The organism is Rhizobium sp. BE258, from assembly GCF_031457345.1.
Classification (GTDB): Bacteria; Pseudomonadota; Alphaproteobacteria; order Rhizobiales; family Rhizobiaceae; genus Rhizobium.
This window is the reverse complement of record NZ_JAVDWL010000007.1, coordinates 265,858-288,287: the sequence shown is the minus strand read 5'-3', so window position 1 is coordinate 288,287 and position 22,430 is coordinate 265,858. Positions and strand designations below refer to the sequence as shown.

General features: G+C 62.4%; 23 protein-coding genes and 1 tRNA gene. 9 read left to right on the top strand and 15 right to left on the bottom strand.

Features of this window, described 5'->3' with window-relative positions; translation table 11 throughout:
• The first annotated feature begins 68 nt into the window (after positions 1 to 68).
• The 6 genes from J2X43_RS24025 (at position 69) to J2X43_RS24000 (ending at position 5,229) form a co-directional block, all read left to right on the top strand.
• Positions 69 to 644 carry a polysaccharide biosynthesis/export family protein gene (locus tag J2X43_RS24025; RefSeq protein WP_112389630.1) on the top strand — a complete coding sequence of 192 codons (576 nt, stop codon included), beginning with the start codon at positions 69 to 71 and terminating at the stop codon, positions 642 to 644.
• A gap of 6 nt (positions 645 to 650) precedes the next feature.
• Complete coding sequence (locus J2X43_RS24020; RefSeq protein ID WP_310298336.1) at positions 651 to 1,814, top strand: glycosyltransferase family 4 protein; 1,164 nt, start codon at positions 651 to 653, stop codon at positions 1,812 to 1,814.
• Positions 1,815 to 1,880: 66 nt separating this feature from the next.
• Positions 1,881 to 3,440 carry an undecaprenyl-phosphate glucose phosphotransferase gene (locus J2X43_RS24015; RefSeq protein WP_112389628.1) on the top strand — a complete coding sequence of 520 codons (1,560 nt, stop codon included), beginning with the start codon at positions 1,881 to 1,883 and terminating at the stop codon, positions 3,438 to 3,440.
• On the top strand, positions 3,437 to 4,690 hold the full coding sequence (locus tag J2X43_RS24010; protein ID WP_112516998.1) for an O-antigen ligase: 1,254 nt from the start codon (positions 3,437 to 3,439) through the stop codon (positions 4,688 to 4,690). The genes J2X43_RS24015 and J2X43_RS24010 overlap by 4 nt, the downstream gene beginning before the upstream one ends.
• A gap of 31 nt (positions 4,691 to 4,721) precedes the next feature.
• A complete protein-coding gene (locus tag J2X43_RS24005; RefSeq protein WP_310298331.1) occupies positions 4,722 to 5,015 on the top strand; it encodes a helix-turn-helix transcriptional regulator in 294 nt (97 codons plus the stop codon).
• Between the two features lie 64 nt (positions 5,016 to 5,079).
• Positions 5,080 to 5,229: a hypothetical protein gene (locus tag J2X43_RS24000; protein WP_310298328.1), complete on the top strand. Its 150-nt coding sequence runs from the start codon at positions 5,080 to 5,082 to the stop codon at positions 5,227 to 5,229.
• A gap of 3 nt (positions 5,230 to 5,232) precedes the next feature.
• Here the strand turns inward: J2X43_RS24000 and J2X43_RS23995 are convergent, their stop codons facing one another.
• Positions 5,233 to 5,445: a hypothetical protein gene (locus J2X43_RS23995; protein ID WP_310298325.1), complete on the bottom strand. Its 213-nt coding sequence runs from the start codon at positions 5,443 to 5,445 to the stop codon at positions 5,233 to 5,235.
• A gap of 176 nt (positions 5,446 to 5,621) precedes the next feature.
• On the opposite strand from J2X43_RS23995, the gene J2X43_RS23990 reads away from it, so the two are divergent.
• Positions 5,622 to 5,855 carry a DUF982 domain-containing protein gene (locus tag J2X43_RS23990; protein WP_310298322.1) on the top strand — a complete coding sequence of 78 codons (234 nt, stop codon included), beginning with the start codon at positions 5,622 to 5,624 and terminating at the stop codon, positions 5,853 to 5,855.
• Positions 5,856 to 5,868: 13 nt separating this feature from the next.
• Here the strand turns inward: J2X43_RS23990 and J2X43_RS23985 are convergent, their stop codons facing one another.
• From J2X43_RS23985 to bcsN, 9 genes are all read right to left on the bottom strand, one after another.
• A complete protein-coding gene (locus J2X43_RS23985) occupies positions 5,869 to 6,090 on the bottom strand; it encodes a hypothetical protein (protein WP_112537460.1) in 222 nt (73 codons plus the stop codon).
• Between the two features lie 250 nt (positions 6,091 to 6,340).
• Positions 6,341 to 6,417, bottom strand: a tRNA-Pro gene (locus J2X43_RS23980).
• Between the two features lie 87 nt (positions 6,418 to 6,504).
• Complete coding sequence (locus J2X43_RS23975; protein ID WP_405049642.1) at positions 6,505 to 7,119, bottom strand: HAD family hydrolase; 615 nt, start codon at positions 7,117 to 7,119, stop codon at positions 6,505 to 6,507.
• A gap of 97 nt (positions 7,120 to 7,216) precedes the next feature.
• The gene (locus tag J2X43_RS23970; protein WP_310298315.1) at positions 7,217 to 8,257 is read right to left on the bottom strand and encodes a trans-3-hydroxy-L-proline dehydratase; all 1,041 of its coding nucleotides are present in this window, start codon (positions 8,255 to 8,257) and stop codon (positions 7,217 to 7,219) included.
• Positions 8,258 to 8,312: 55 nt separating this feature from the next.
• Entirely contained in the window at positions 8,313 to 10,757 is a 2,445-nt protein-coding gene (locus J2X43_RS23965; protein ID WP_310298312.1) for a cellulose synthase, read from the bottom strand.
• The gene (locus J2X43_RS23960) at positions 10,754 to 11,800 is read right to left on the bottom strand and encodes a glycosyl hydrolase family 8 (RefSeq protein WP_310298307.1); all 1,047 of its coding nucleotides are present in this window, start codon (positions 11,798 to 11,800) and stop codon (positions 10,754 to 10,756) included. The genes J2X43_RS23965 and J2X43_RS23960 overlap by 4 nt, the downstream gene beginning before the upstream one ends.
• Entirely contained in the window at positions 11,797 to 14,364 is a 2,568-nt protein-coding gene (locus tag J2X43_RS23955; RefSeq protein WP_310298303.1) for a cellulose biosynthesis cyclic di-GMP-binding regulatory protein BcsB, read from the bottom strand. Before J2X43_RS23955 ends, J2X43_RS23960 begins: the two co-directional genes overlap by 4 nt.
• A complete protein-coding gene (bcsA, locus tag J2X43_RS23950) occupies positions 14,364 to 16,562 on the bottom strand; it encodes a UDP-forming cellulose synthase catalytic subunit (protein ID WP_112537473.1) in 2,199 nt (732 codons plus the stop codon). Before bcsA ends, J2X43_RS23955 begins: the two co-directional genes overlap by 1 nt.
• A 52-nt stretch (positions 16,563 to 16,614) precedes the next feature.
• Complete coding sequence (gene bcsN, locus J2X43_RS23945; protein ID WP_310298301.1) at positions 16,615 to 17,616, bottom strand: cellulose biosynthesis protein BcsN; 1,002 nt, start codon at positions 17,614 to 17,616, stop codon at positions 16,615 to 16,617.
• Positions 17,617 to 17,922: 306 nt separating this feature from the next.
• On the opposite strand from bcsN, the gene J2X43_RS23940 reads away from it, so the two are divergent.
• Both J2X43_RS23940 and J2X43_RS23935 read left to right on the top strand, forming a co-directional pair.
• On the top strand, positions 17,923 to 18,057 hold the full coding sequence (locus J2X43_RS23940; protein ID WP_310298298.1) for a hypothetical protein: 135 nt from the start codon (positions 17,923 to 17,925) through the stop codon (positions 18,055 to 18,057).
• Positions 18,058 to 18,200: 143 nt separating this feature from the next.
• Positions 18,201 to 18,518 carry a DUF1236 domain-containing protein gene (locus J2X43_RS23935; protein ID WP_112389607.1) on the top strand — a complete coding sequence of 106 codons (318 nt, stop codon included), beginning with the start codon at positions 18,201 to 18,203 and terminating at the stop codon, positions 18,516 to 18,518.
• Positions 18,519 to 18,580: 62 nt separating this feature from the next.
• On the opposite strand, the gene J2X43_RS23930 is transcribed toward J2X43_RS23935, so the two are convergent.
• The 5 genes from J2X43_RS23930 to J2X43_RS23910 all read right to left on the bottom strand — a co-directional run bounded on the left by J2X43_RS23930 (position 18,581) and on the right by J2X43_RS23910 (position 22,424).
• Positions 18,581 to 19,171, bottom strand: a complete 591-nt coding sequence (locus J2X43_RS23930; RefSeq protein ID WP_310298295.1) for a MerR family transcriptional regulator — start codon at positions 19,169 to 19,171, stop codon at positions 18,581 to 18,583.
• Positions 19,172 to 19,281: 110 nt separating this feature from the next.
• Positions 19,282 to 19,620 carry an integration host factor subunit alpha gene (locus J2X43_RS23925; protein WP_112389605.1) on the bottom strand — a complete coding sequence of 113 codons (339 nt, stop codon included), beginning with the start codon at positions 19,618 to 19,620 and terminating at the stop codon, positions 19,282 to 19,284.
• A 110-nt stretch (positions 19,621 to 19,730) separates the two neighbouring features.
• Positions 19,731 to 20,702, bottom strand: a complete 972-nt coding sequence (locus J2X43_RS23920; RefSeq protein WP_112517011.1) for a beta-ketoacyl-ACP synthase III — start codon at positions 20,700 to 20,702, stop codon at positions 19,731 to 19,733.
• Between the two features lie 19 nt (positions 20,703 to 20,721).
• Positions 20,722 to 21,768 (bottom strand): phosphate acyltransferase PlsX, encoded by a 1,047-nt coding sequence (gene plsX, locus J2X43_RS23915; protein WP_310298290.1) that lies wholly within the window; start codon positions 21,766 to 21,768, stop codon positions 20,722 to 20,724.
• Positions 21,769 to 21,869: 101 nt separating this feature from the next.
• Positions 21,870 to 22,424 carry a DUF177 domain-containing protein gene (locus tag J2X43_RS23910; RefSeq protein ID WP_112517013.1) on the bottom strand — a complete coding sequence of 185 codons (555 nt, stop codon included), beginning with the start codon at positions 22,422 to 22,424 and terminating at the stop codon, positions 21,870 to 21,872.
• Positions 22,425 to 22,430: the final 6 nt, after the last annotated feature.

Below are 22,430 nucleotides of genomic sequence, written 5' to 3'. Positions count from 1 at the left end.
TACCGGGCATTAACCCTAACGGATTGATAACGGCAGGGACCAAGTTCGTTTCCTGTGAGCACAGTCGAATGCCTTTCGCAAAGCCCAAGATGTTTCTGGCCCTGAGCCTTGCCGCGATGACCGCGGTACTGAGCGGCTGCAACACCTATAAGCCGGCGCCGAAGGCTTTCCAGCAGGCGACGATCCAGCCCTATACGCTGGATAGCGGCGACCGGCTGCGGATCACCGTCTTCGATCAGCCGAGCATGACCAACAGCTACACCGTCGACCAGGCAGGCTATGTCGCCTTCCCGCTCGTCGGTCAGGTCCCTGCCCGCGGCCGCACGCTGCAGCAGCTGTCCGGCCAGCTTGCCGCCAAGCTCAAGCAGGGTTATCTGCGCGATCCTGACGTCACCATCGATGTCGATCGCTACCGTTCTATCTACGTCATGGGTGAAGTCGGCCAGCCCGGCCAATATGCCTATGTTCCAGGCCTGACCGTGCAGAACGCCATTGCGGTGGCCGGCGGCTTCTCCTCCCGCGCCAATCAGGCAAGCGTAGACGTGACACGCAAGATCAACGGCCAGGTCATCACCGGCCGCGTCAACATCTCGTCCGCCATCATTGCCGGCGACACCATCTACGTCCGCGAACGGCTGTTCTGATCGCATATGGCAGACGAACAACGGCCTCTCCGCATCATTCACTGCTTCAGGTCACCGGTCGGTGGCATTTTTCGCCATGTCCGCGATCTCGTCGAGGAGCACAGCAAAGCCGGTCACGAGGTCGGCATTCTCTGCGACAGTTCGACCGGCGGCGAGCACGAGAACCGGCTGTTCGACGACATCCGTCCCTATCTTTCGCTGGGGCTGACGCGCGTGCCGATCCGCCGCGCACCCGGCATCTCGGATATCCCTGTTATCTGGGATACATACAAGACGATTAAAAGTTTGCGGCCTGATGTGCTGCACGGACACGGCGCCAAAGGCGGTGTGCTCGCGCGGCTTGTTGGCTCAGCCCTGCGGGTGAACAGGTATCGCGTAGCCCGCCTCTATACCGCCCATGGCGGAAGCCTGCATTATTCCCGCACCTCGCTCCTCGGGCAATTCGTGCTCAAGATGGAGCGGCTGCAGGAATATCTGACCGACGCGCTCGTCTTCATCTGCGAATACGAGCGCGACACCTACATGAAGAAGGTCGGCAAGCCGAAGACCAAGACGCGACTGATCTATAACGGCATCGGGGAGCGCGACTTCCAGGTGATCCCGACCCGATCCGACGCCGTCCAGTTCATCTATATCGGCATGCTCAGGGACCTTAAGGGTCCCGATCTTTTTGTGGATGCCTTTGCCAGGACGGAGCGTCTGGCCGGGCGGCCGCTCTCGGCGCTGATGATCGGCGATGGCCCTGACCGCGACAAATACCGCGACATGATGGTCGAGCGCGGGCTCGGAAAACGTATCAGCATGCTGCCGGCGATGCGGGTGCAGGACGCCTTCACCATGTCCGACAATGTCGTCGTCCCCTCCCGCGCCGAGGCCATGCCCTATATCGTTCTCGAGGCACTCGGCGCCGGCAAGACCGTCATCGCCAGCCGTGTCGGCGGCATCCCTGAGGTGCTCGGCAAGGATAGCAGCGCGCTGGTGGCACCAGGCGACGCCGGTGATCTGGCGCGGGTGATGGCGGAAGCAATCGCCAAGCCCGGATGGGGGCGGCAGACCATGCCGTCGGCGGACGCGGTGAAGGCGGTTTTCTCCGCACCTGTGATGGCCAAGGATGTTCTGAAACTATACTACGAGCTCGTGGGTATGACGCCGCAGCCGGCAAATATATAAGATCTCGTAAATCTTTCTTAGGGGCTTGGTGTTAAGCCGTTCGTATCAACGAGCGGCGGTAGCCTCATGAACAAGGCAGAAAAGAACGATCAGTTCGACGTCGATACGCTGCGAAAGCGGGTTTCGGACATCAATGTGCGTGGCGACGGCGATGAAAAGCCGGACGAGGCCGCGACCATCAACGCCTATGCGCTGCAGATCGCCGAGCAGTTCCGCGAAGGCACACATTCGCCTTCGATCATCATCGGCCAGTTCCGCCTGTTCGAATTCGCCTCGCAATTCCTGATCGGCCTGCTGGCATTCCTGATCTGGCCGGGCGACGGCAGCGAAAGTTTTGGCGCACGCGTAGCCATGTCCTTTGTGGCAGCGGCTCTTGCGGTCATCAGCCTGCAGATCAGCGATACCTATTCGATCCCGGCGCTGCGCTCGCGCGTCCGGCTGCTGCCGCGGATCTTCCTGTCCTGGGGAGCAGCCTTCATCGTCACGGCGCTGATCTTCGCGCTGGTGCGCGATGTATCGCTGACGCAGATCCAGATCCATCTGGCCTGGTTCTCGCTTTCCGGTCTCTTCCTCATCGGTACCCGATTCCTCGTTGCCTACGGTATCCGCAACTGGGCGCGCAACGGCGTCATGGAACGGCGCGCCGTGATCGTGGGCGGCGGCGATCCGGCGAAAGACCTGATCCGCCTGCTCGAGCTGCAACCCGACAACGATATCCGCATCTGCGGCATCTTCGACGACCGCGGCGAAAAGCGCTCGCCGATCATGGTCGCCGGTTATCCGAAGCTCGGCACCGTCGCAGAGCTCGTCGAATTCGTCCGCCTGACGCGCATCGACATGCTGATCATCGCTCTGCCGCTCAGCGCCGAAGCGCGCATTCTGCAGCTCTTGAAGAAACTCTGGGTGCTCCCGGTCGATATCCGCCTTGCCGCCCATGCCAACCGCCTGCGCTTCCGCCCGCGCGCCTATTCGCATGTCGGCACCGTGCCGATGCTCGATATCTTCAAGAAGCCGATCCAGGACTGGGATTCGGTAGCCAAGCGCGGCTTCGACCTATTCTTCGCATCGCTAGCGCTGCTCTTGCTCTGGCCGGTGATGGTCGCCACGGCGATCGCCATCAAGCTGACGTCGAAGGGGCCCGTGTTCTTCATGCAGAAGCGCCACGGCTTCAACAACGAGATCATCAACGTCTTCAAGTTCCGCTCGATGTACACGCATCTGAGCGATCCGACGGCCAAGGCCGCCGTCACCAAGGGCGACCCGCGCGTCACCCCTGTCGGCCGCTTCATCCGCAAATCGTCGATCGACGAACTGCCGCAGCTGTTCAACGTGCTTCGCGGCGAGCTGTCGCTGGTCGGCCCACGCCCCCACGCCGTTCTCGCCCAGGCCCGCGACCGCGCCTTCGGAGATGTCGTCGAAGGCTATTTCGCCCGCCACCGCGTCAAGCCCGGCGTCACCGGCTGGGCGCAGATCAACGGCTGGCGCGGCGAAGTCGATAACGACGACAAGATCAAGTTCCGCACGGCCTACGATCTCTACTATATCGAGAACTGGTCGCTTTGGTTCGATCTGAAGATCCTGTTCCTGACGCCGATCCGGCTGCTGAACACGGAAAACGCCTATTGAGCGCGATCGAGGCGACATACGCGCGCGTGTCCGACCCGCAACGCGTGACGCTGCGGCTGATTGGCTCGGCGATGGTTGCCTTCGGCGTGTTCCTCTCGGGCTTCGTCATCGACGAGCCGGCGCCCTATGAGCTCTGGATGGCCGGGCTGACCGGCATCTGGTTCATCCTCGGCCTTCGCATCTCGCGCTACAGCGGTATCCTGCTTGCCCTGCTCCTCACCTTCAATGTCGGCGGCATGCTGTCGCTGACGCAGATGAAGGACATGACCGGCGGCCCGATGTATGTGGCGGTCTCCACCTTTCTGGCGTTGACCTCGGTCTTCTATGCGGCGATCATCGAGGACAATGCCAAGCGCCTCGTGCTGATCTTCAACGCCTGGGTCTTTGCCGCAGTCATCACCTCGGCGCTCGGCATTCTCGGCTATTTTCACGCCTTTCCCGGCTCCGAGGTGTTCACCCTCTACGACCGCGCCAAGGGCGCCTTCCAGGATCCGAACGTCTTCGGCCCCTTCCTTGTCGCCCCTTCCCTCTATCTCGTGCATGGCATGCTGACGCGCAGCCTCTTGAGCTCACCGATCCGCGCCTTCGCGCTGCTGATCCTGGCGCTCGGCGTCTTCCTGTCCTTTTCGCGCGCCGCCTGGGGCCTGTTCCTGCTGACGATCGTCATCCTGATCTTCGTGATGCTGCTGAAGGAGCGCACCGGCGCCTTTCGCCTGAAGATCCTGCTGATGTCGATGACCGCCGTCATCCTGATGGTCGCCGCCTTGGTGATCGCTTTGCAGATCCCGCAGGTGGCCGATCTCTTCAGCACCCGCGCGCAGCTCGTCCAGCAATATGACGGCGAATATCTCGGCCGTTTCGACCGCCACCGGATCGGCTTCCAGATGATGATGGAACGGCCGTTCGGCATCGGCCCGATGGTGTTCGGCACGATCTTTCCTGAAGACGAGCACAATATCTGGCTGAAATGCCTGACAACATACGGCTGGCTCGGCTTCGTCACCTATGTGTCGATGCTGATCTGGACCATCTATCTCGGCTTCAAGAACCTCTTGAAGGACCGCCCCTGGCAGCCGTTCCTGATGATCGCCTGGATCTGCGTCATCGGCCACGCAACGATCGGCAACGTCATCGACATCGACCACTGGCGCCACGTCTATCTGCTGTTCGGGATCGTCTGGGGATGTTCAGCTCTGGAGCACCGCTACCAGCGTGAATTGTCTGGCGATACCGTGGCCCGCGCCACTTGAGAAGCGCGCCATCCGCGCTACAATTCCTCTGATGATCACAGGAACACAGATACGCGGCGCCCGCGCCATGACCGGCATGAGTATCGAGGAACTGGCCGATGCCGCCGGGCTCTCGACGCAGACGGTCTCCGCCCTCGAACATGGCACCGGCACGGGAGAACCGCAGGCGTTTCTCGCCGCCAAGCATGCGCTTGAGGCTGCCGGCATCGTCTTCATCGCCAGCGGCAATCACGACGAAGGCGGCCCCGGCGTGCGGCTGAAAGCGCGCCCGAACGGCGATGACGGGCTGAGGCCAGAAGAGCTTAACGCCACCAACGACGACTGAGACGGAACCAAACCGGTTCTCATGCGTTTTCCGCCGCGCAATCAACGCGTTGAGGGAAAACATCTTGAATCGTAGCAATGGACTTTATTTCGTCATCGGCGCCTTGCTGGTCGTCGTCGTCGGCCTGGGGGCCTATATCTTCCACGAAGAACGCAAGCCTGAAGGCGTCGAGCTCAGCATCGGCCAGAACGGCATTTCCGTCGAGCAGAAGTAATCGTCAGAGGTAGGCCTTGGTCAGGGCGGCGAGCTTTGCGCCGTCCCTGACGCCCTGACGGTAGAGCTGGATCATAACGGCGCCAAGGCGCTCTGCTTCCTGCGTCCGGCGGCCAACGCCGCGATCTTCGCAGACTTCATCCAGAACATTCGAGATCACCTCGAGATCCGCCGAAAACAACGGCAGGTCGCGCGGATGGATGGGTGTGGCGAGCATCGCAGCAGCACTTCATGAAGGCTTGATGCGGGACATCCGCAACGGCACGAATGGATCGGGAACGCGCTCACTATGCGCGCCGATCTCACGCTTTGCAACTGCCGGAAATTTATCGGGAACAAAGCCAGCGGGCGGGCGTTTGCTGGCAGGTTCCGTTCAGTATCGAAGATCGTGTCATGAGTCAGAGAAATTTCCCCTCCCCCGTCCGCGTCAAATCCGCGACCGCAGACCTTATCATTTCCACCGCCTGGGAGGCTGTCGAATTCCTGAAGCGCTGGCCGGGCAAGCGCGGCCGCGAATACCGCATCGCCATGCAGCATTGCCTCGATGCGCTCGATGGGTTGATCAGCGCCGGAAAGGCGCGGCTGTCCTTCATCACCGCCGTTCGCTCGGCAGGACTGCTGGAATAGTGCCGATCACGCTTTAGTGTTTGCGGATCGGGATCACGTCCGCCAGACGCGGATGCAGGGCGCCATCGGTGATCGCCTTGCCGCTGATCTCGATCAGATATTCCTCGGCAAGCTCGCACAGCGCGCGCGCAACATCGCCGTCACCCCAACCCGCGCGCACCGCCGCCTCGGACAAGGCCTGAAACGCCTCGGCAAGCTGCCCGCGCGGACTGTCATCAAATCTGCGATCGGTCATGGCCGCCCCCAGCGCGCCGCTATGGCGCATGGGTGAAAGAATACGGCCCGCAGCGGAGAAAAGGCGAGGACTATTCACAATTCGCCACGGCCAAATTTGGTGGGGTTGGCGTGGACGAACTGCACTGCGACTGGTCCGCAGAAGCAGTCTGGTGGGAAACTGGCGGAACTTCCGTCGCGTTCCGTTCTCCTCTAGGTCATAGAGACCCTTGGGGGAGAGAACGAAAACCCTTGATGATCAAGGATTTAAATGGTCGGGGCGACAGGACTTGAACCTGCGACCCCTTGACCCCCAGTCAAGTGCGCTACCGGGCTGCGCTACGCCCCGACCTGCCTAAACGGCTTGCATCGTTTAGTTTTTCGACGGCTTGAATGCAAGTGGAAAAAGGATCTCCAGCTGCAAAAAGCCGCGACCTTATTTTGCCGTCGAGAGGACGAGTGCGCCGGGCTTGGCTTCGGCGCGGTAATCCACGTAGCTATCGGTTTCGGCGTGCGGTGTTTCGAACGGCGTTGCGTGGGTGGTGGTGATGACCACGACATCGGCACCGGCCGCCTCGCCTGCGAGGATCCCTGCGACGGCATCTTCGAACACGAGGCAGCGGGCCGGATCGACGCCGAGGCGCTTGGCGCCGAGGATATAGCATTCCGGGCTCGGCTTGCCGGCCGAGACTTCTTCGCCGGTGACCATCACCTTCGGCAGCGGAATGCCGGCCGCCTTCAGGCGCTTGTAGGCGAGCTCGGCAGGGGCGGACGTCACGATCGCCCAGCGGTCCTCGGGAAGGCTCTTGACGAAATCGATGGCGCCGGGGATTTCGATGATGCCTTCGACATCCTCCATCTCGGCATCCAGCAGCAGCTTGGCCTCGTGGAACGGATCGACGCCCGGCAGGCCGAGATTGCGGACCGTATCGGAGGCGCGCACGCCGTGCACCGTCTTCATGAAGACCTCAGGTTCCAGGCCGTGGCGCTTTGCCCAGTCGCCCCAGACGCGCTCGACGACGGCGATCGAATTCACCAGCGTGCCGTCCATGTCGAACAGGAAGGCGTCATAGTCTTTGCCGAAGATATTGGAATTGGGCACTGCGTATTCCTTGTCTGCTGAAATGAGTGGCGGGCCTTGGCGCGGTTCAGCCGCTTTGCTTTTCCATCGGCCAGGTATCGGACAGGCGGTAGCCGGACGGATATGGATCGGAGGGGTCGAGCATCAGCTGCTGCGTTCCGGTCACCCAGGCGCGGCCGGAGATGATCGGCACAATGCCGGGCTTACCGCCGATATCGGCTTCGGAATCGATCGAGCAATGGAACTCGGAGCCGATGATCGAGCGGCCGGTGAATTTGTCTCCGACTTTCATCTGACCCTTGGCATGGAGAACCGCCATGCGGGCCGAGCAGCCGGTGCCGGTCGGCGAACGGTCGATCTTGCCGGGGCGGATGGCAACAGCGTTGGCGCCGGTCAGGATGCCGTTCTCGACAACAACGGGAGCCGCGAACTGGCAGAAGGAGATGTGGTCCCAGCCACTGTTGACCGAGTGGACGAAACCCAGCTGCTCATTGGCCGCCTTGGTGATCTTCATGCCGAGTTCGGCGAGATCGCGGGCCTCGTGCGGGGCGATCGCAAAACCCAGCGCATGGGCGTCGACGATGACGAAGCTGTCGCCGCCATAGGCAGTATCGACGGTGAGCGTGCCGAGGCCCTCGACCTCAAGCTTCGCATCCAGCTTGTCGGCGAAGGAGGCGACGTTCTTGACACTGATGCGCTCGGCCTTGCCGTTGCGGCAGGTGGCCGTGACCTCGATAAGACCGGCGGGCGGCTCGAGGATCATCTTCGTCTCCGGTTCCTGCATCGGGATGATGCCAGTATCGAGAAGGACGGTGGAGACGCAGATGGAATTCGAGCCGGACATCGGCGGCGTATCGGCCGGTTCCATGATGATCCAGCCCATCTGCGCCTTCGGGTTCTTCGGCGGCACCAGCAGATTCACATGGCGGAAGACGCCGCCGCGCGGCTCGTTGAGCACGAAGTTGCGCAGCGTCTGGTCGCTGGCGATGAAGCGGGACTGATCCCAGACGGTCTCGCCGGGCGGTGGCGCGACGCCACCGACGATCACATCCCCCACCTCGCCTTCGGCATGGCAGGTAACGACATGGATGACCTTGGATGTTCTCATCGCGCGAGTCCCTCTTGCGGAACCTGTCTATCCGCGGCAGGCGCGATTGCCAAGGTCAGTAAACGGTATCGGGGTGCGTTGCGTTACGGACATCGGCCAGGCCGCGATTGGCATCCTTGCTGCCGGTCGAAGCAGCCGCCTCGAAGACGCGCGTGGCGTCGCCATACATCTTGAGGTTCAGGTAGCAGTAGCCGCGCAGCACCATCAGGTCGATGGTTTCCTGCTTCAGCTGGGCGCGCTGGTCGAGGAAGATCAGCGTCTCGCGGTAGCGCTTGGCGCCATAGGCCGAAAGCGCCCGGTCGGCGAGGATGGCGACCTGGAGCTCGGCGGCGCGCTGGCGGTTCTGCGGTGCGCGGGTTGCGGCTACGGCAGCGTTGTTGGAAAGGCCGGCGCGCAGATAGGCAAGGCTCTGGCCGTAGGCGGCATCTTCGCGGTTCTGGCGAACCGGGCTCTTCAGCGCTGTCTCGAAGGCGCCGATCGCCTCCATCGGGCGGTTGAGGTCCATCAGGCACCAGCCACGGTTCAGCGCATCGCCCGGGTTCAGCATATCGGCGTCAACGGTCGTGGAGCAGCCGCGCGGCTGGCGGCCGCCGCGTTCGACATTGCGCGTCTGCAGCTGCGGCTCGGCATAATCGGCCACCGGGGCGCGCGGGCGCGGGCGAAGTGCAGCCTGCTGCTGCTGTTGAACGGGCTGCTGCTGGTATTGCTGAACCGGCTGATACTGCTGGTATTGTTGCGGCTGTGCCTGCACCGGCTGCATCTGTTGCTGCATCGGCTGTGCTACCTGTTGCTGAACGGGTGCCATTGCGGCAGGAGTGCCGGTCTGCGGTGCCTGGCCAGGACCCGGAAGCGGCTGCGATGTGTTCGGCGTCAGCGACGAGGTATCGTCGAGCGTTGCGATACGCTGCGAATGGCCGGCCCAGAGACGCTGCACTTCGGCAACGCCTTTGCGGTCGTTCAGCTGCTCGCGGGTGATCGCCAGGCCGTAGGCAGACGGCTCGTCATCCGGCTTCCAGCGCAGCGCCGTCTCGAACCAGCGGGCAGCTGTCTGTGGCTGGTTCAGCGAGCGCGCATACCAGCCGAACTGCTGGGCGGTCGGGACATATTTCTGGGCGATGATTTCGGCGGCCATGCGGCCCAGCACATCCTCGCTGAGATTGGCGGGCGGCTGCAGCGCCATGACGTTGGCGGTCGCGGCCAGATAGGTGTCCATGGCGTCCTTGGAGTCCGTACGCCATTTATACATGACGTCTTCGGCTTCCTGCGGCGCCTTTCTGTCGATGAGGGCCAGCGCCAGACCTTCGGACGCGGATGCGCTGTCTTCCTTGGTGCGGGCAGCGCGGAACCACTTCTCGGCGTCCTCGGCATTCTGGCGGCGCAGCTGGTACCAGCCGAGCAACAGCGCATCGGCCGGCTGGCCCTGCGCTTCCGCAAGCCGCTCGACCCGGGAGATATAATCGGGCGCCACCATCAGCTTGTCGTCGGCATTGCCTTCGGCGAGGAAACGGCGGGCCAGATCATCACGGATGGCATCGAATTCGCGGGCGCCGCTGACGGCAGGCTGCTCGAGCGCGAGCAGCGACTGCATCGGCTGGTAAGGCAGAACGGACGCCGCCTTCTGGATCGTCGCCAGGCGCTCCTGCGCATTGGTGCAGTTCTTCAGGATGTAGCTATAGGCATCGACGCCGCGCTGCTGGCGGTCGCTGCTGACGAAGGCTTCGGCAACGCGCCAGAGAACGTCAATATCGCTGCAGGTCAGCAGGCTCGGAGTCGCCGAGCCGATATCGATGACCGTCGCGTATTGCTTGAGATCGGAGGCATTGACCAGGCGAGCCCGCGCTTCGGCAACGTCGAGGCGGTCGAGCAGGTCTGCGGGCGGTTGCCAGGCTGCCTCGGCCGTCTGCCGGTCGGCGATCGCCTTGCGAAGCTCCGCGTAGCGGCCTTCGGAATAGAGCTGCCACATGGTTTCGAGCTGCCTGTCGCCGCTTTGCGGAACGGCGAGCGGATCGGCAGGTGGCGTCCAGTTCGGATAGAGCGCCTGGAGACGCGAGATTTCGGCCTGCAGACGCACCTTGTCGCCTCGGCTGGCGAAATAGCGCAGCGCGCTCTCATCGACCTTCGGCTGCGCCTGCGATTGCGTTGCGGATGTCTGCGGCTGCTGCACGGGCTGCGGCGGCGTCTGCTGGGCGGTCTCGACCGGCGACATCGCTGCGCTGGCGGGCGTCTGAGGCTGCGGTGTCGCGATAACGGGGGCTGGCGCCTGCGCCTGCGCCGTGAGGACGGGTGCTGCGGCCTGCAGACGATCGGTGATTGCCTGGACGTCGATCTTCGGATCGGCCGGCGCATCCGGCCCCTTGATCCGCTCCATCAGCATCAGGTTCGGAGCCTTCTCCTCTTCGCCCATCCCGAAACGTTGCTGAAGCGCCGCACGGTCTTTCAGGCCGGTGATGACACCAGCCACCACGACCGCGGCGGAAATTGCAACAAGAGAGGACTTCACAGACACTCCGGATGTTTCTCCCCGACAAAGGCCAGCCCGAGCAGCTGGAGGGTGGACGGATAGTAGAGCGCTGGCGAGAACTGCAAGGCTGATTCTGGCAGCCTTTTGCCATTCACTACACAGGCCACAACATCGTTAACAATTCGATAACCGGCATCGGAAAGCGCGGCTTTCGGTTTACCTGTCGTTAGATCGATGGTGGCCGGAGCACCGTCTACCGTCATCCCCTCCTGCAGCCGGGAGAGCAGCGCCTTGTCGGCAATGCCGGCGCGGGCGAGATAAAGCGGGATGCGAACCGAGTTATAGGCAAACTCGGCATCGAAACCTTCGGCCGGGGCCGGCATGCGCGCCAGGCTCACCCATTCGGCAGGCAGCTTGCGCGGGCCGAACTGCATGGAGCGCAGCAAGGCCAGCCCGTCATCCGTCAGTTTCTGCCACTGATCGGATGGTGCCAGCAGCGCCATCACCGGCAGGGCCTCATAGATCCAGTAGGACGGATTGATGACCGGGCCGTCCTTGCGGCCCGGCGGCATGAAGCCTTCGACACCCGGCATCAGCAGCGTTCGCCCGCCCGATTGCACGACTGCCTCTGTCAGCAGCGAATGCGCCATCTTGGCGGCAGCCTCGATATAATCAGGCTTGTTCCAGGCCGTGCCTGCCAGTGCCAGGGCATAGGCGATCAAGAGATCGCCGTCGGAAGCGTTGTTGGTGTCGGTGACATGCGGCTTGGAGGCCGGATCCCATTTCCACACCGCCAGCCCGTCATTGCGCAGCAGCAGCTCGGTGCGAGTGAAATACCAGATCTGCTCGAAATCGGATGGGCTGTTCGCCAGATAGGAAAGCAGCAGCCCGTAACCCTGCCCTTCGCTATGGCTGATATTGCCGTTGCCGTTATCGATGACGCGGCCGGTCTGATCGACGAACTGCGTCTTGTAGGCGGCCCAGGCCTGCGGGGCGACGAGCACCTGCTGAGCGGCCACCGGCCGCCACAGCACGGTGAGCGCGACGGCGCCTGCCATCAGCCGTGCCGCGAGCGCCCTCATTTTCCGCGCCCCAGCCGACCGAGCATGCTCGATGTCGTAACGCCAATCAGGATCGACAGGACGACGAGGAGGAAGGCGTAGGACAGGATGTTGGTCGACAGCCAGTTGGCAGCAATCAGCCGGTAGTTGGCAATCGTACCGGTCTGCGAGGGAACGAAATCGAAGCGCGTCACCGGCACGCTTTCGACCTTGCCGGTCTTCGACGAATAGGTGGTGATGTGGCCGGAGATTTGCGGCCAGTTTGCCTGCGAGGTCAGCGCTTCGGCGCCTTCGCGCAGATCCTTGGCGGATGGCGCGGTGACCAGCGTCCAGGTGCCACCGCCTTCGGGGCTTGCCCCCTGGGCGACCATCATGGTCGCGACGTTCGACGGCGCGAAGACTTCTTCCGCGCCGGGCACGAACTGCAGCGAGCTCAGCGAGATATCGAAGTTGCGGCGCATCCACTCCTGGAAAGCCGTCACCTGGCCGCTCCAGGCGCCACCGCTGACTTTCGAGCGCCACTCGTCGAAGGCTGCATTGGTATCCGTCTGCGCCGCCTGGGTGTCGGGCACCGGGCGCCATGAGGCCTGGCTGGCGGTCGCCACGTTGACCTGTGACAGCGCCGTCGCCGGAAGCTGCGAGATCGAGCCGATGAAGATCGCGTCGCGATCGCCGATCGTGCTTGGCGATGCCGAGGTCTCGATATCGATCGGGTGACCGGCGACGCTTGCCATCTGGCCAAGCAGCGTGGCGGTCGCCGACAGGGTATCGGCATCGGCGCGGTCGATGAACAGCGGCATCGGTCCGGTCAGCCGTCCGTAGGGATAGGCGGTGCCAGCCATTGCCGCGAGATTGGGCCGCTGGCCGACGCGGGCGAAATCCGGCATGTGGAATTCGGTGGTATCGAACAGGGCGAAACGCGGCGTGCTGGCGGCCGTCGAGCCCGGCACGCAGGCGGCATCGTCCTTGGTCTGCAGGATCGCCTCAAGCGCCAGTTCGTTCAGGCCCGGCTTGAAGTGCCGCATGGTCACGCGGATCGGCAGATGGCGCAGGATGCCGCCGCCGGTCGAGGTGATTGGCACGGTCGAGGCAATGTTGCCGTTCACATAGATATCGATATGGCTGCCGGGCAGCACATTCTCGGTATAGGCGGCATCGAGCAGCACCGTCGCCTCGCCATAGGCATTGGCGTAGAAATCGGCGGGAACGGCGACGTTGAAATCGGTCCTGAACCGGCGGCCGGAGAATTCGGTGGTCTTGACGCCGAGCTGCTGGAAGCTGAGGCGGGTATCCTCGAAGAGCAGCGGCGCATCGGGCGCCGTCCAGCGCTGCGTCGTCAGCACGTCGCGGCGAACGGCCGGCGAACGGTCGGTCGGCGACACGATCGTATCGATCGCCGCCGAGATTGCCGGCCAGGACGGACCGCTGATAACCAGCACCGTCGCACCGGTCCGCGGATCGGTGGCGAAGGTGGCAAGCGGGGCAGCCTGAACGGCTGGAGGCAGTGCCGGGAAGTAAGGCGCAAGCTCGGCCGGTGTTCCAACCAGAACACTGAGCTTTCCGGCCCCACCTGCAGGCACCCGGTCGGTGCTGAACGAGAAGGTCTGGTTCGGCATTCCGCTCAGCACAGAGAGGCCCTGGGTCAGCCGCAGCAGCGGCTTGGTGGTGCCTGGCTGTTCGAGCGCCGGGACCAGCAGGTCGAATTCGGTCTTCCCGGCACCATCGACGCCGATCGCGCGGATCGCGTCGGTGCTCGAAAGTTTGGCGGCATCCTGTCCGGCGAAGCTGAAATAGGTCTGCGACGGATCGATGTTCGACCAGAGCTCATAGGTCGACTGGATGCTGCAATCGGTGCGGTGGCGCTGATTGGTCTCGAATGTCAGGAGATTGGCGCCTGGCTGCAGCAGCCCGCGCGGCACATCGAAACTTACGGAGGACTGGCTGTCGGGCGAGCCGACCTGCTGCTGGCCGACCGGCCGGTTGTTGATCAGCACCGTCAGCTGCGAGGCCTCGGGGGCGACGACGATCGAGTTCTGATAGGCGAAATTGAACTTTGCCGGTGCAGCCGCCTGCTCCGGCGTCAGATAGACGGTCCAGGACTTGCGGTCGTACTCGCCTTCAAGGCCGAACTTTGCTGCCGGTACGACGTAACGCACGACATTTCCGGCGGCACGCGCAGCCGAGGCCGCATCCGGCGCTGCCGCTTGCTGGGCGGAGGGCGCCTGCGGCGCGGGCTGCTGGACATTGACCGGCACGGCAGGAACAGGCGCTGCCGGGACCGGCGCCGGCGCTGCGGCCGGTTGCGAAAAGACCGGCGGCGTTGCCGGAACGGCGGCCGTTGGCGCGGCTTGCGCGGGTGCTGCCGGGATGGGTGCAGCGGAGACAGGGGCCGCAGGAACGGGTGCCGGCTGTGGCGGAATGGCGGCTGGCTGCTGGGCGGGAAGCGTCAGCCGCGGCACCATTGGCTGCAGCCCCGTCGGGCGTTCACCGGACATGTCGAAAGGCGCAGGCGCCTGGGCCGTCTGCGCATAAGCGATCGCCGAGGCGCTGAGAAGCAGAGCGGAGGCAGCGGCAAGCTTCTTCATCAGCTGTTCGCCTTTGCCGTCTGTTGCTGCTGCTGCGCCTGTTCGCGCTCCGGCCGCATGCTGCGGAAGAAGTAAACCAGGCCACGGCTCGTCTGATAGAGCGACAGGCCGAGGAACCAGATGGTGCCGCGGATCAGCCCCGGATTGCGGCGGCGGCCCTGCTGGAACTGCGTCCACTGATCGGAATTGGCAAACATCAGGTCGGCGATCAGCCGGTGATCGAGCGCGCTCTTTGGAATATATTGGCAGCCGACCGCGGTGATATCGCCTGAGGGCTCGATGTTGCGGACGATGAGCGGCAGGGTTTCGAGATCGGCACCGCTATAGGGACGGAAGCGGATCTCGCCTTCAGCGCCGATCGCCATCAGGTCGAGCTGCTTGTTGAACACATGCAGGCGGGCGCCATGGACCGAAACGTCCTCGATCGAGGCGGTGTACCATTTGCCGTTGACGCCGAGTTCGCAGCGCCGGTTGACGCGCACGCGCCGCGACGAGGAACGCTCGCCACGCTCGGAGACCACACCCAGCGCACAGCCGGCCATGATCAGGTTGATGATGTTCCAGCCGCCGACGACGAGCGTCACGTCGGCCTTATAGGGCTCGGCATAGATGCGGTAGATGGTGATAATCAACGCGATGATCTGCACCGCGAAAATCACGAAGAACGGACGGCTGATTTCCGACAGTCGGCTGACGGCGATCGATTCGTCCTTTGCCGTCACCTTGAAGGTCGGCTTGCGTGGATTGAGCATCACCGAGACGACGGCGGGCAGCAGGTGCACGGTTTGCACATATTCATAGAGCTCGGAAATCCATGGCCAGCGGAACGAACCATAGAGATAGTTCTGCATCATCAGGTTCACGAGCATGTAGGCCAGCGTATAGGCCAGGAACTCGCCGCCCGAAGCGGTGAAGATTTCGAGATCGAAGAACAGGTAAAAGAGCGGCGCGAAGAGAAAGATCGTGCGCGGGAACGGGAAGAGCCAGAACAGCGTCGAGGACATGTAGCAGAGGCGCTGCGGGATCGTTAGGCCGCGCTTCAGGAGCGGGAAGCGGAAGCGCAGGATCTGCATCATGCCCTGTGCCCAGCGGCTGCGCTGGCCGATGAAGCTGGCGAAGGTGGCAGGCTGCAGGCCGGCGATCAGCGGCTTGTCGACATAGATCGAGTTCCAGCCGGTACCGTGCAGCGCCAGCGCCGTTTCGCAGTCCTCGGTGATGCTGATACCGGAGAAGCCACCCTGGCTTTCCAGCGCCCGGCGGCTGAGAACCGCAGCCGAGCCGCAGAAGAAGGCGGCATTCCACTTGTCGAGGCCGCGCTGGATGATGCCGTAGAACATCTCGTTCTCGCTCGGCATATTGTCGAAGGTGCGCAGGTTGCGCTCGAGCGGATCCGGATTGATGAAGAAGTGCGGCGTCTGGACCAGGAAGAGCTTCGGGTCGTCGTCGAAATAGCCGACCGTTTCCAGCAGGAAGTCGCGCGCCGGGGCGTGGTCGGCGTCGAAGACGGCGATCAGTTCGCCGGTCGAGTGCTTCATGCCGTTGTTGAGATTGCCGGCCTTGGCATGCTCGTTGCGCTCGCGGGTCAGGTATTTGACGTCGAGATCTTCGCAGAGCTGCTTCAACTCATTGTGCCGCGCGGCGGCGGCCTGGGCTTCGACCAGCTTGTTGGAATTGCGCTTCTGCAGCGTACCGCCGTCGTCGAGCAGCCAGACATGCAGCTTGTCGGCCGGATAGTCCATAGCCTTGGCGGCCGCCAGCGTGTTGGCCAGCAGATGCGCGTCCTCGTTATAGGACGGCACGAAGACATCGACATGCGGGTGGCGGTCATTGCGGGCAGCGCGCGACGGGCGCGGCGGCAGCGGGGTGGCGACGATGAAGAGGCTGAGCGCCAGCATTGCGACCGAATACATTTCGGCCAGATAGAGAAGCAGGCCGGGAATGAAGTTTTCGAGCTGATTGACTGGCGGCAGGGTGTTCGTCGTGCGCCAATAGACATAACGCAGAACGATTGAGGTACCGAAGGCGAGCGCGATCAGCCGCCAGGTCCCCTCCCCCTTCATCACCTTGATGATCGCCATGATGGTGACCACGGTGATGCTGGCGATGAGCTGCGTCTGCAGATTCACCGGCAGAGTGATCAATGCGATCACGCAGAGCGAGACAACCGCCCATATGAGGATGCTTCGGGCCTTATGCATCGACGTCCCTTCGAAATAACAAAACCGGGCCTGATGGCCCGGGCATGCCCGTCTATCTCCGGCAGGCGGCCGTCATGGCCGCATCGCCTATGCAGTCTGGCGAGGGGACGGCGACACCGCCTGCCCGCGCGGATTGTTGTGCGGGAGCCGCAGGCTGCGCTGGAGCGCCCGGCACGACCACCTGTGAGCTCTGCGCCGGCGCATCCGGAAGCGGCACGCGCGGCCCGACCGGCGCCAGCTGCTGCACGACGGTCTGCGGTACCGTGGCCGGCTGAGCCGCCACGACGGTGCGGCGCACGGCAACGCGGTTGACGGCCGGTGGTGCGGGCTCATAGCCCAGCGGCATCGACATCTGGCGATAACCGCCATCATCTGGATAGATCGGGCTACCGGTCCGGCCGAGCGTCGGATCGGCGCCGCGGACATCGCCGTAAGGGTTCCAGATTTCGCCGTTCAGCGTACCGGTGATCGTATAGCCATACATGACGGCCAGCAGCTGCCGCTCGCTGGCGCGGGCGTCACACAGCCGGAGCTTGACCTGGATCATGCCGAAATTGCGCGCCTGGGTATGCGCCGCATGGCTGGACCGGATCTGCTGCCAGCCGTAGATGCAGGTATCGCCGCCGCGGCTGCGGCCGGAGGCGTAGGAGAACGGTCCGTAGCTGTTTTGCAGGAATGTCGTGTTGCGTGCCATCGCGACACCGGGGACCGCACCAAAGGCTTCACGCGACATCGCGGTTTCGCCGAGCATCTTGTAGCCGGCGCCGCCGGTATCCGGATTGGAACCGCTGGCGCCGAGAAACTGGACCTTGAGAAAGTTCTGACCGGGAACGGAAGACGAGGTGAAGAGCGCCAGCGTCTGCTCGACACCGTTTCCGCGCTTGGTCTCGATGACGCTGACGATCGACGGGCCACCCGGCGGCGGCAGAACAAGCGCCTTTTCGCTGGCCACGGCCTCGGGCGCCGACGGCTGCTTGACGCTGCCGCTCGTCGAGGTACAGCCGGACATGACGCCCGCGACCGCAACGATCGATATCAGATTCAGCAAACGCATGTCAGGGAGCCGCCGTTATCGTCTTTCCTGTTCCCCAGACGGGGAGATTCGCGCGACGGTTTCTCGAATCAACGAGCCGCCCGCATTCAGGATGGAATAAACGACGCTTATGGTTAATCACTTATTAATGGGATACGCAGACTTCGCATGGAGAGAAGTTACCCTGGCGATTTCGGACAGCGCCAAGCTGCGGGCGAATAATGTTTTTTAGTAACGCCTCAATTACCATTGCCGCGCTTGCTGGTTGAAATGCGCCGCCGCCGCACGCACATTGACACATATGCAGGAGGAGATGCGGAGGTTTCCATGAACGCGATCACAGAACGCGCGATGCACGATCCGGTCGCCCCTGACGAGGTCGATGTGCTGCAGGGCGTCTTCGATGCCATCATTGCGGAACGGCGCCTCAACAAGCAGAGCGTCGATGCGCTTCAGATGTGATCCGCTTCTACTTCGACGGCATTCACGACCACGACACGTTGCTGGACATGGTGCGTGCGGAGCAAGCGGCGGGCTGAGTGTGGGGAACAACGAATATCCAGCGGCGTTTTGATCTCAGCTGGGTAGGAAAAGGAGTTCACACCATGCGCAAGACCATGCTGGCCACGGCCGCCGTACTTCTGACGGTCAGTTCTGCCGCGTTCGCGCAGAGCACTGTCATCGTCACCGATCCCGCGCCGACAGGCGCGATCGTGCTTCCAGGACAAGTCCGCACCTATGTGATGGAGCAGCAGGTGCCGTCGGTCGTCTATGACGGCGATGTCGTCGTCGGCACGACTCTGCCTGACACCGTCGAAGTCCACACCGTTCCGGATGCAGATGGCTATGCCTATACGGTGATCAACGATCGCCGCGTGATCGTGGAGCCCCAGACGCACCGCGTCATCCAGGTTCTCGAATAGCGCCTACAGAAAAGCGCGGGAGCAGATGCTTCCGCGCTTTAGACTTCCGTGGATCTAAATGATTAGCGGACCTGATCGAGCAGGCGCTTGCATTCCAGCAGATCATAGAGTGCTTCCTGAAGCAGGGCCCGATCTTCCTTGCCGACGCTGGATTTGCCGATCGATACGTCGGCCTGTTCGTCCTCGCCGCTCACGAAATTGAAGAAGCGGCGCGTAATCGGGGCTTTGGCGCGCCCGACCAGCTGATCCTCGTCGGCCATACTGACCCGCGGCTCGGATGAGGCCCCTGCTCCATCCTTGGAACTCGCAGCCAGCGCCTCGACGCTCGCCAGATCGCCATGGGCGACCGAGACCACGAACTTGTTGCCATTGGTCTTCAGGAGTTTCTGCACACCCCTGATCGTATAGCCATGATCGTAAAGCAGATGCCGGATGCCCTTCAGCAGATCAACATCCTCAGGACGATAATAGCGGCGTCCACCGCCGCGCTTCATCGGCTTTATCTGCGGAAAACGGGTTTCCCAGAAGCGCAAGACGTGCTGCGGCAGATCAAGGTCATCCGCAACTTCGCTGATGGTTCGAAAAGCATCAGGGCTCTTGTCCAACGTCCTACTCCCTACGCGACCTCGGTGGCGGTCCAATCCGCGACTCATCATATTTCAACGGTTTGAAGCGTCGAATTCAAGTCACGTCTTCGCGTTCCCACAGATCGCGGGCAATGACATCAATGATTTATCGATTATGCACAGTGCCCGGGATGGGCTCAGGAGGCCGGATTGACGGGCTTCTGCTTCACCTTGCGAAGCGTATGCGCCTTGAGAATCCGGGTCTTCAGGACGTTTGACGCCTTGAAGGTCATGACGCGGCGGGGTGAAATCGGCACTTCTTCGCCGGTCTTCGGATTGCGGCCGATGCGCTCGTTCTTGTCGCGGACCTGGAATGTCGCGAAGGACGAAAGCTTGACGGTCTCGCCGCGGACGATGGCGTTGCAGATCTCGTCGATCACGGTTTCGACAAGCTCGGCGGATTCCGTTCGCGAGAGGCCTACCTTCCGGAAAACCGATTCCGCCAGGTCTGCTCGCGTCACTGTCTTTCCGGTCATGGTTTCCCCGCCCAAACTACAAAATATCTTATGAAAGCGAACAAAGACTATTTGTCTTGTGCCTTACGGTCAAGCTCTTGTTCGTCGCCAGTTTTTCGCGATTTATGCCGTTACCAGCGCAGCAGTACAGCGCCCCATGTGAAGCCGCCGCCCATGGCCTCCAGCATCACCAGATCGCCCTTCTTGATACGGCCGTCACCGGCCGCAACGGCGAGCGCCAGCGGAATGGAAGCCGCCGAGGTGTTGCCATGGAGATCGACGGTAACGACGACTTTTTCTGGGGCAATGTTCAGCTTCTTGGCCGAACCGTCGATGATGCGCCGGTTTGCCTGGTGGGGGACCAGCCAATCGAGATCGTCAGACGTCGTGCCGGTCGCCTCGAAGGCTGCGGTAATGACGTCGGTGATCATGCCGACAGCATATTTAAAGACCTCGCGGCCTTCCATGCGCAGTTTGCCGACAGTGCCGGTGCTCGACGGGCCGCCATCGACGAAAAGCTTGTCCTTGTGGGAGCCGTCAGAGCGAAGATGCGCGGTCAGAACGCCACGGTCCGAGGTCTTGCCCTCGCCTTCTGAGGCCTCCAGCACAATCGCGCCGGCACCATCGCCGAACAGAACGCAGGTGGTGCGATCGTTCCAATCGAGAATGCGGGAGAATGTTTCGGCGCCAATCACCAGCACACGCTTGGCGAGACCGCCGCGAATATAGGCGTCCGCCGTCGTCACCGCATAGACGAAGCCGGTGCAGACAGCCTGAACGTCGAAGGCAAAGCCGTGGCTCATGCCGAGACGGTTCTGGATGTTCACCGCGGTCGCCGGAAACGTGTTATCAGGCGTCGAGGTGGCACAGATGATGAGATCGATGTCGGCGGGCGTCAGGCCTGCATTGTCAAGCGCAGCACGGGCTGCGGCCTCGCCGAGCGATGAGGTCGTCTCGCCCTCGCCTGCAACGTAGCGCTGGCGGATGCCGGTGCGCTGGACGATCCATTCGTCCGACGTATCGACAACGTCCTCCATGTCACGATTGGTCATTACGCGTTTCGGAAGTGCGGATCCGAACCCGCGAACCACTGAACGGATCATACTTGCTAAACCCCGTCGCTCACGCAGCTTCCGGCCCGATCGGGGGCAGCCGCTTGGCGTGATATTTCTTAAGATCGTTTTCTATTTTCTGATTGAGGCCATTCTTGGCCATGTCGTAACCGACTTCTATCGCGGCAGCGATGCCTTCGGCATTGGCGCCGCCATGGCTCTTGATGACGATGCCGTTGAGACCGAGGAACACGCCGCCATTGACCTTGCTCGGGTCCATCTTTTCGCGAAGCAGATCGAAGGCGCTCTTGGCAAGCAGATAGCCGATCCTGGCCATCAGCGTGCGCGACATCGCCTCGCGCAACAGCGTGCTGATCTGCTTGGCGGTGCCTTCCGCCGTCTTCAGGGCGATATTGCCGGAGAAACCCTCGGTGACGACAACGTCGACCGTGCCCTTGCCGATATCGTTGCCCTCAACGAAGCCGGAATATTCGAGCGACTCGATTCCCGCTTCGCGAAGCAGGCGGCCGGCTTCCTTGACTTCGTCTTGACCCTTGACCTCTTCAACGCCGACATTCAGCAGACCGACCGTCGGGCGTTCGAGATCGAAGAGCGCACGCGCCATGGCGCCGCCCATCAGAGCGAAATCCATCAGCTGCTGCGCGTCCGCGCCGATCGTGGCGCCAACATCGAGAACGATGCTTTCGCCGCGCAGCGTCGGCCAGATCGCGGCAATTGCCGGACGCTCGATATTGGCCATCGTCCGCAGACAGAATTTCGACATGGCCATCAGCGCGCCGGTATTGCCGGCCGAAACCGCAACATCGGCCTCACCGGTCTTTACGGCCTCGATGGACCGCCACATGGTCGAGACATAGCGGCCGCGGCGCAGCGCCTGGCTGGGCTTCTCGTCCATGCGGACGGCAAGCTCGCAGTCATGGAAAACAGATTTCTCGCGGAGTTTGGGAAAATTCGCCAGAACCGGATCGCACTGCTCTTTCAACCCGTAGAAAGCGAAGGAGATATCCGGATGCCGCTCCAATGCCTTTGCGGCACCTGGGATGACAACCTGGGGACCAAAGTCGCCACCCATGAGGTCGAGAGAAATTCTAATCACGCGTCCCTGATCCTTCTTTTCGCCGGGGAGGCGAAATTTCGGCCAAAATACCGGTTTTCGTAACGCTTACAACTCAAATATGTCAAATACCCAACGGGTATTCAGTCCTTCTTCCAGTCTTTCAGCGCAGCGAAGGGCGAAGGCTTCTTGTCCTTCTGGCCGTCATCTTCGATGTGTCCGGAAAACTCGATGCCAGCCTTGCGGGGATAGGGATCGATTGCCAGGGCGGCAAATTCGGTCACCACGGCGCCTGCATCGATACTGTCGCCGACGAAGGCTTCCGGCAGATCGGGACCATCCGGGTCCAGTACCATCTCGCCGGCATCATTGGCCGGGCGGCGGGCAAGCTTGGAATTTTCAGGCACGAAGATCTGCTCGAACTGCTCGTCGATATCAGAGGGCACCGGTTCGAGCGTGACGACGCAGGCCTGAACGATCTTGGCACGTACCCTGCCCTTGACGCGGATGCCGTCTTTTTTCCAGCGGTTGATCTGCAGCTCGGCGCGCAGCTCGTCGACCGCCAGGATATCCCAGCTTTCGGCAAGCGCCTTGCGCTCCTTGTCGTCTGCCTCAAGGCGAACCTCGACGGGGTTGGCCGAGACATGTCCAACCTTCACGAGGTAGGAAAAGGGAATGGCGTCATCCTGATGCTTCATTACGTC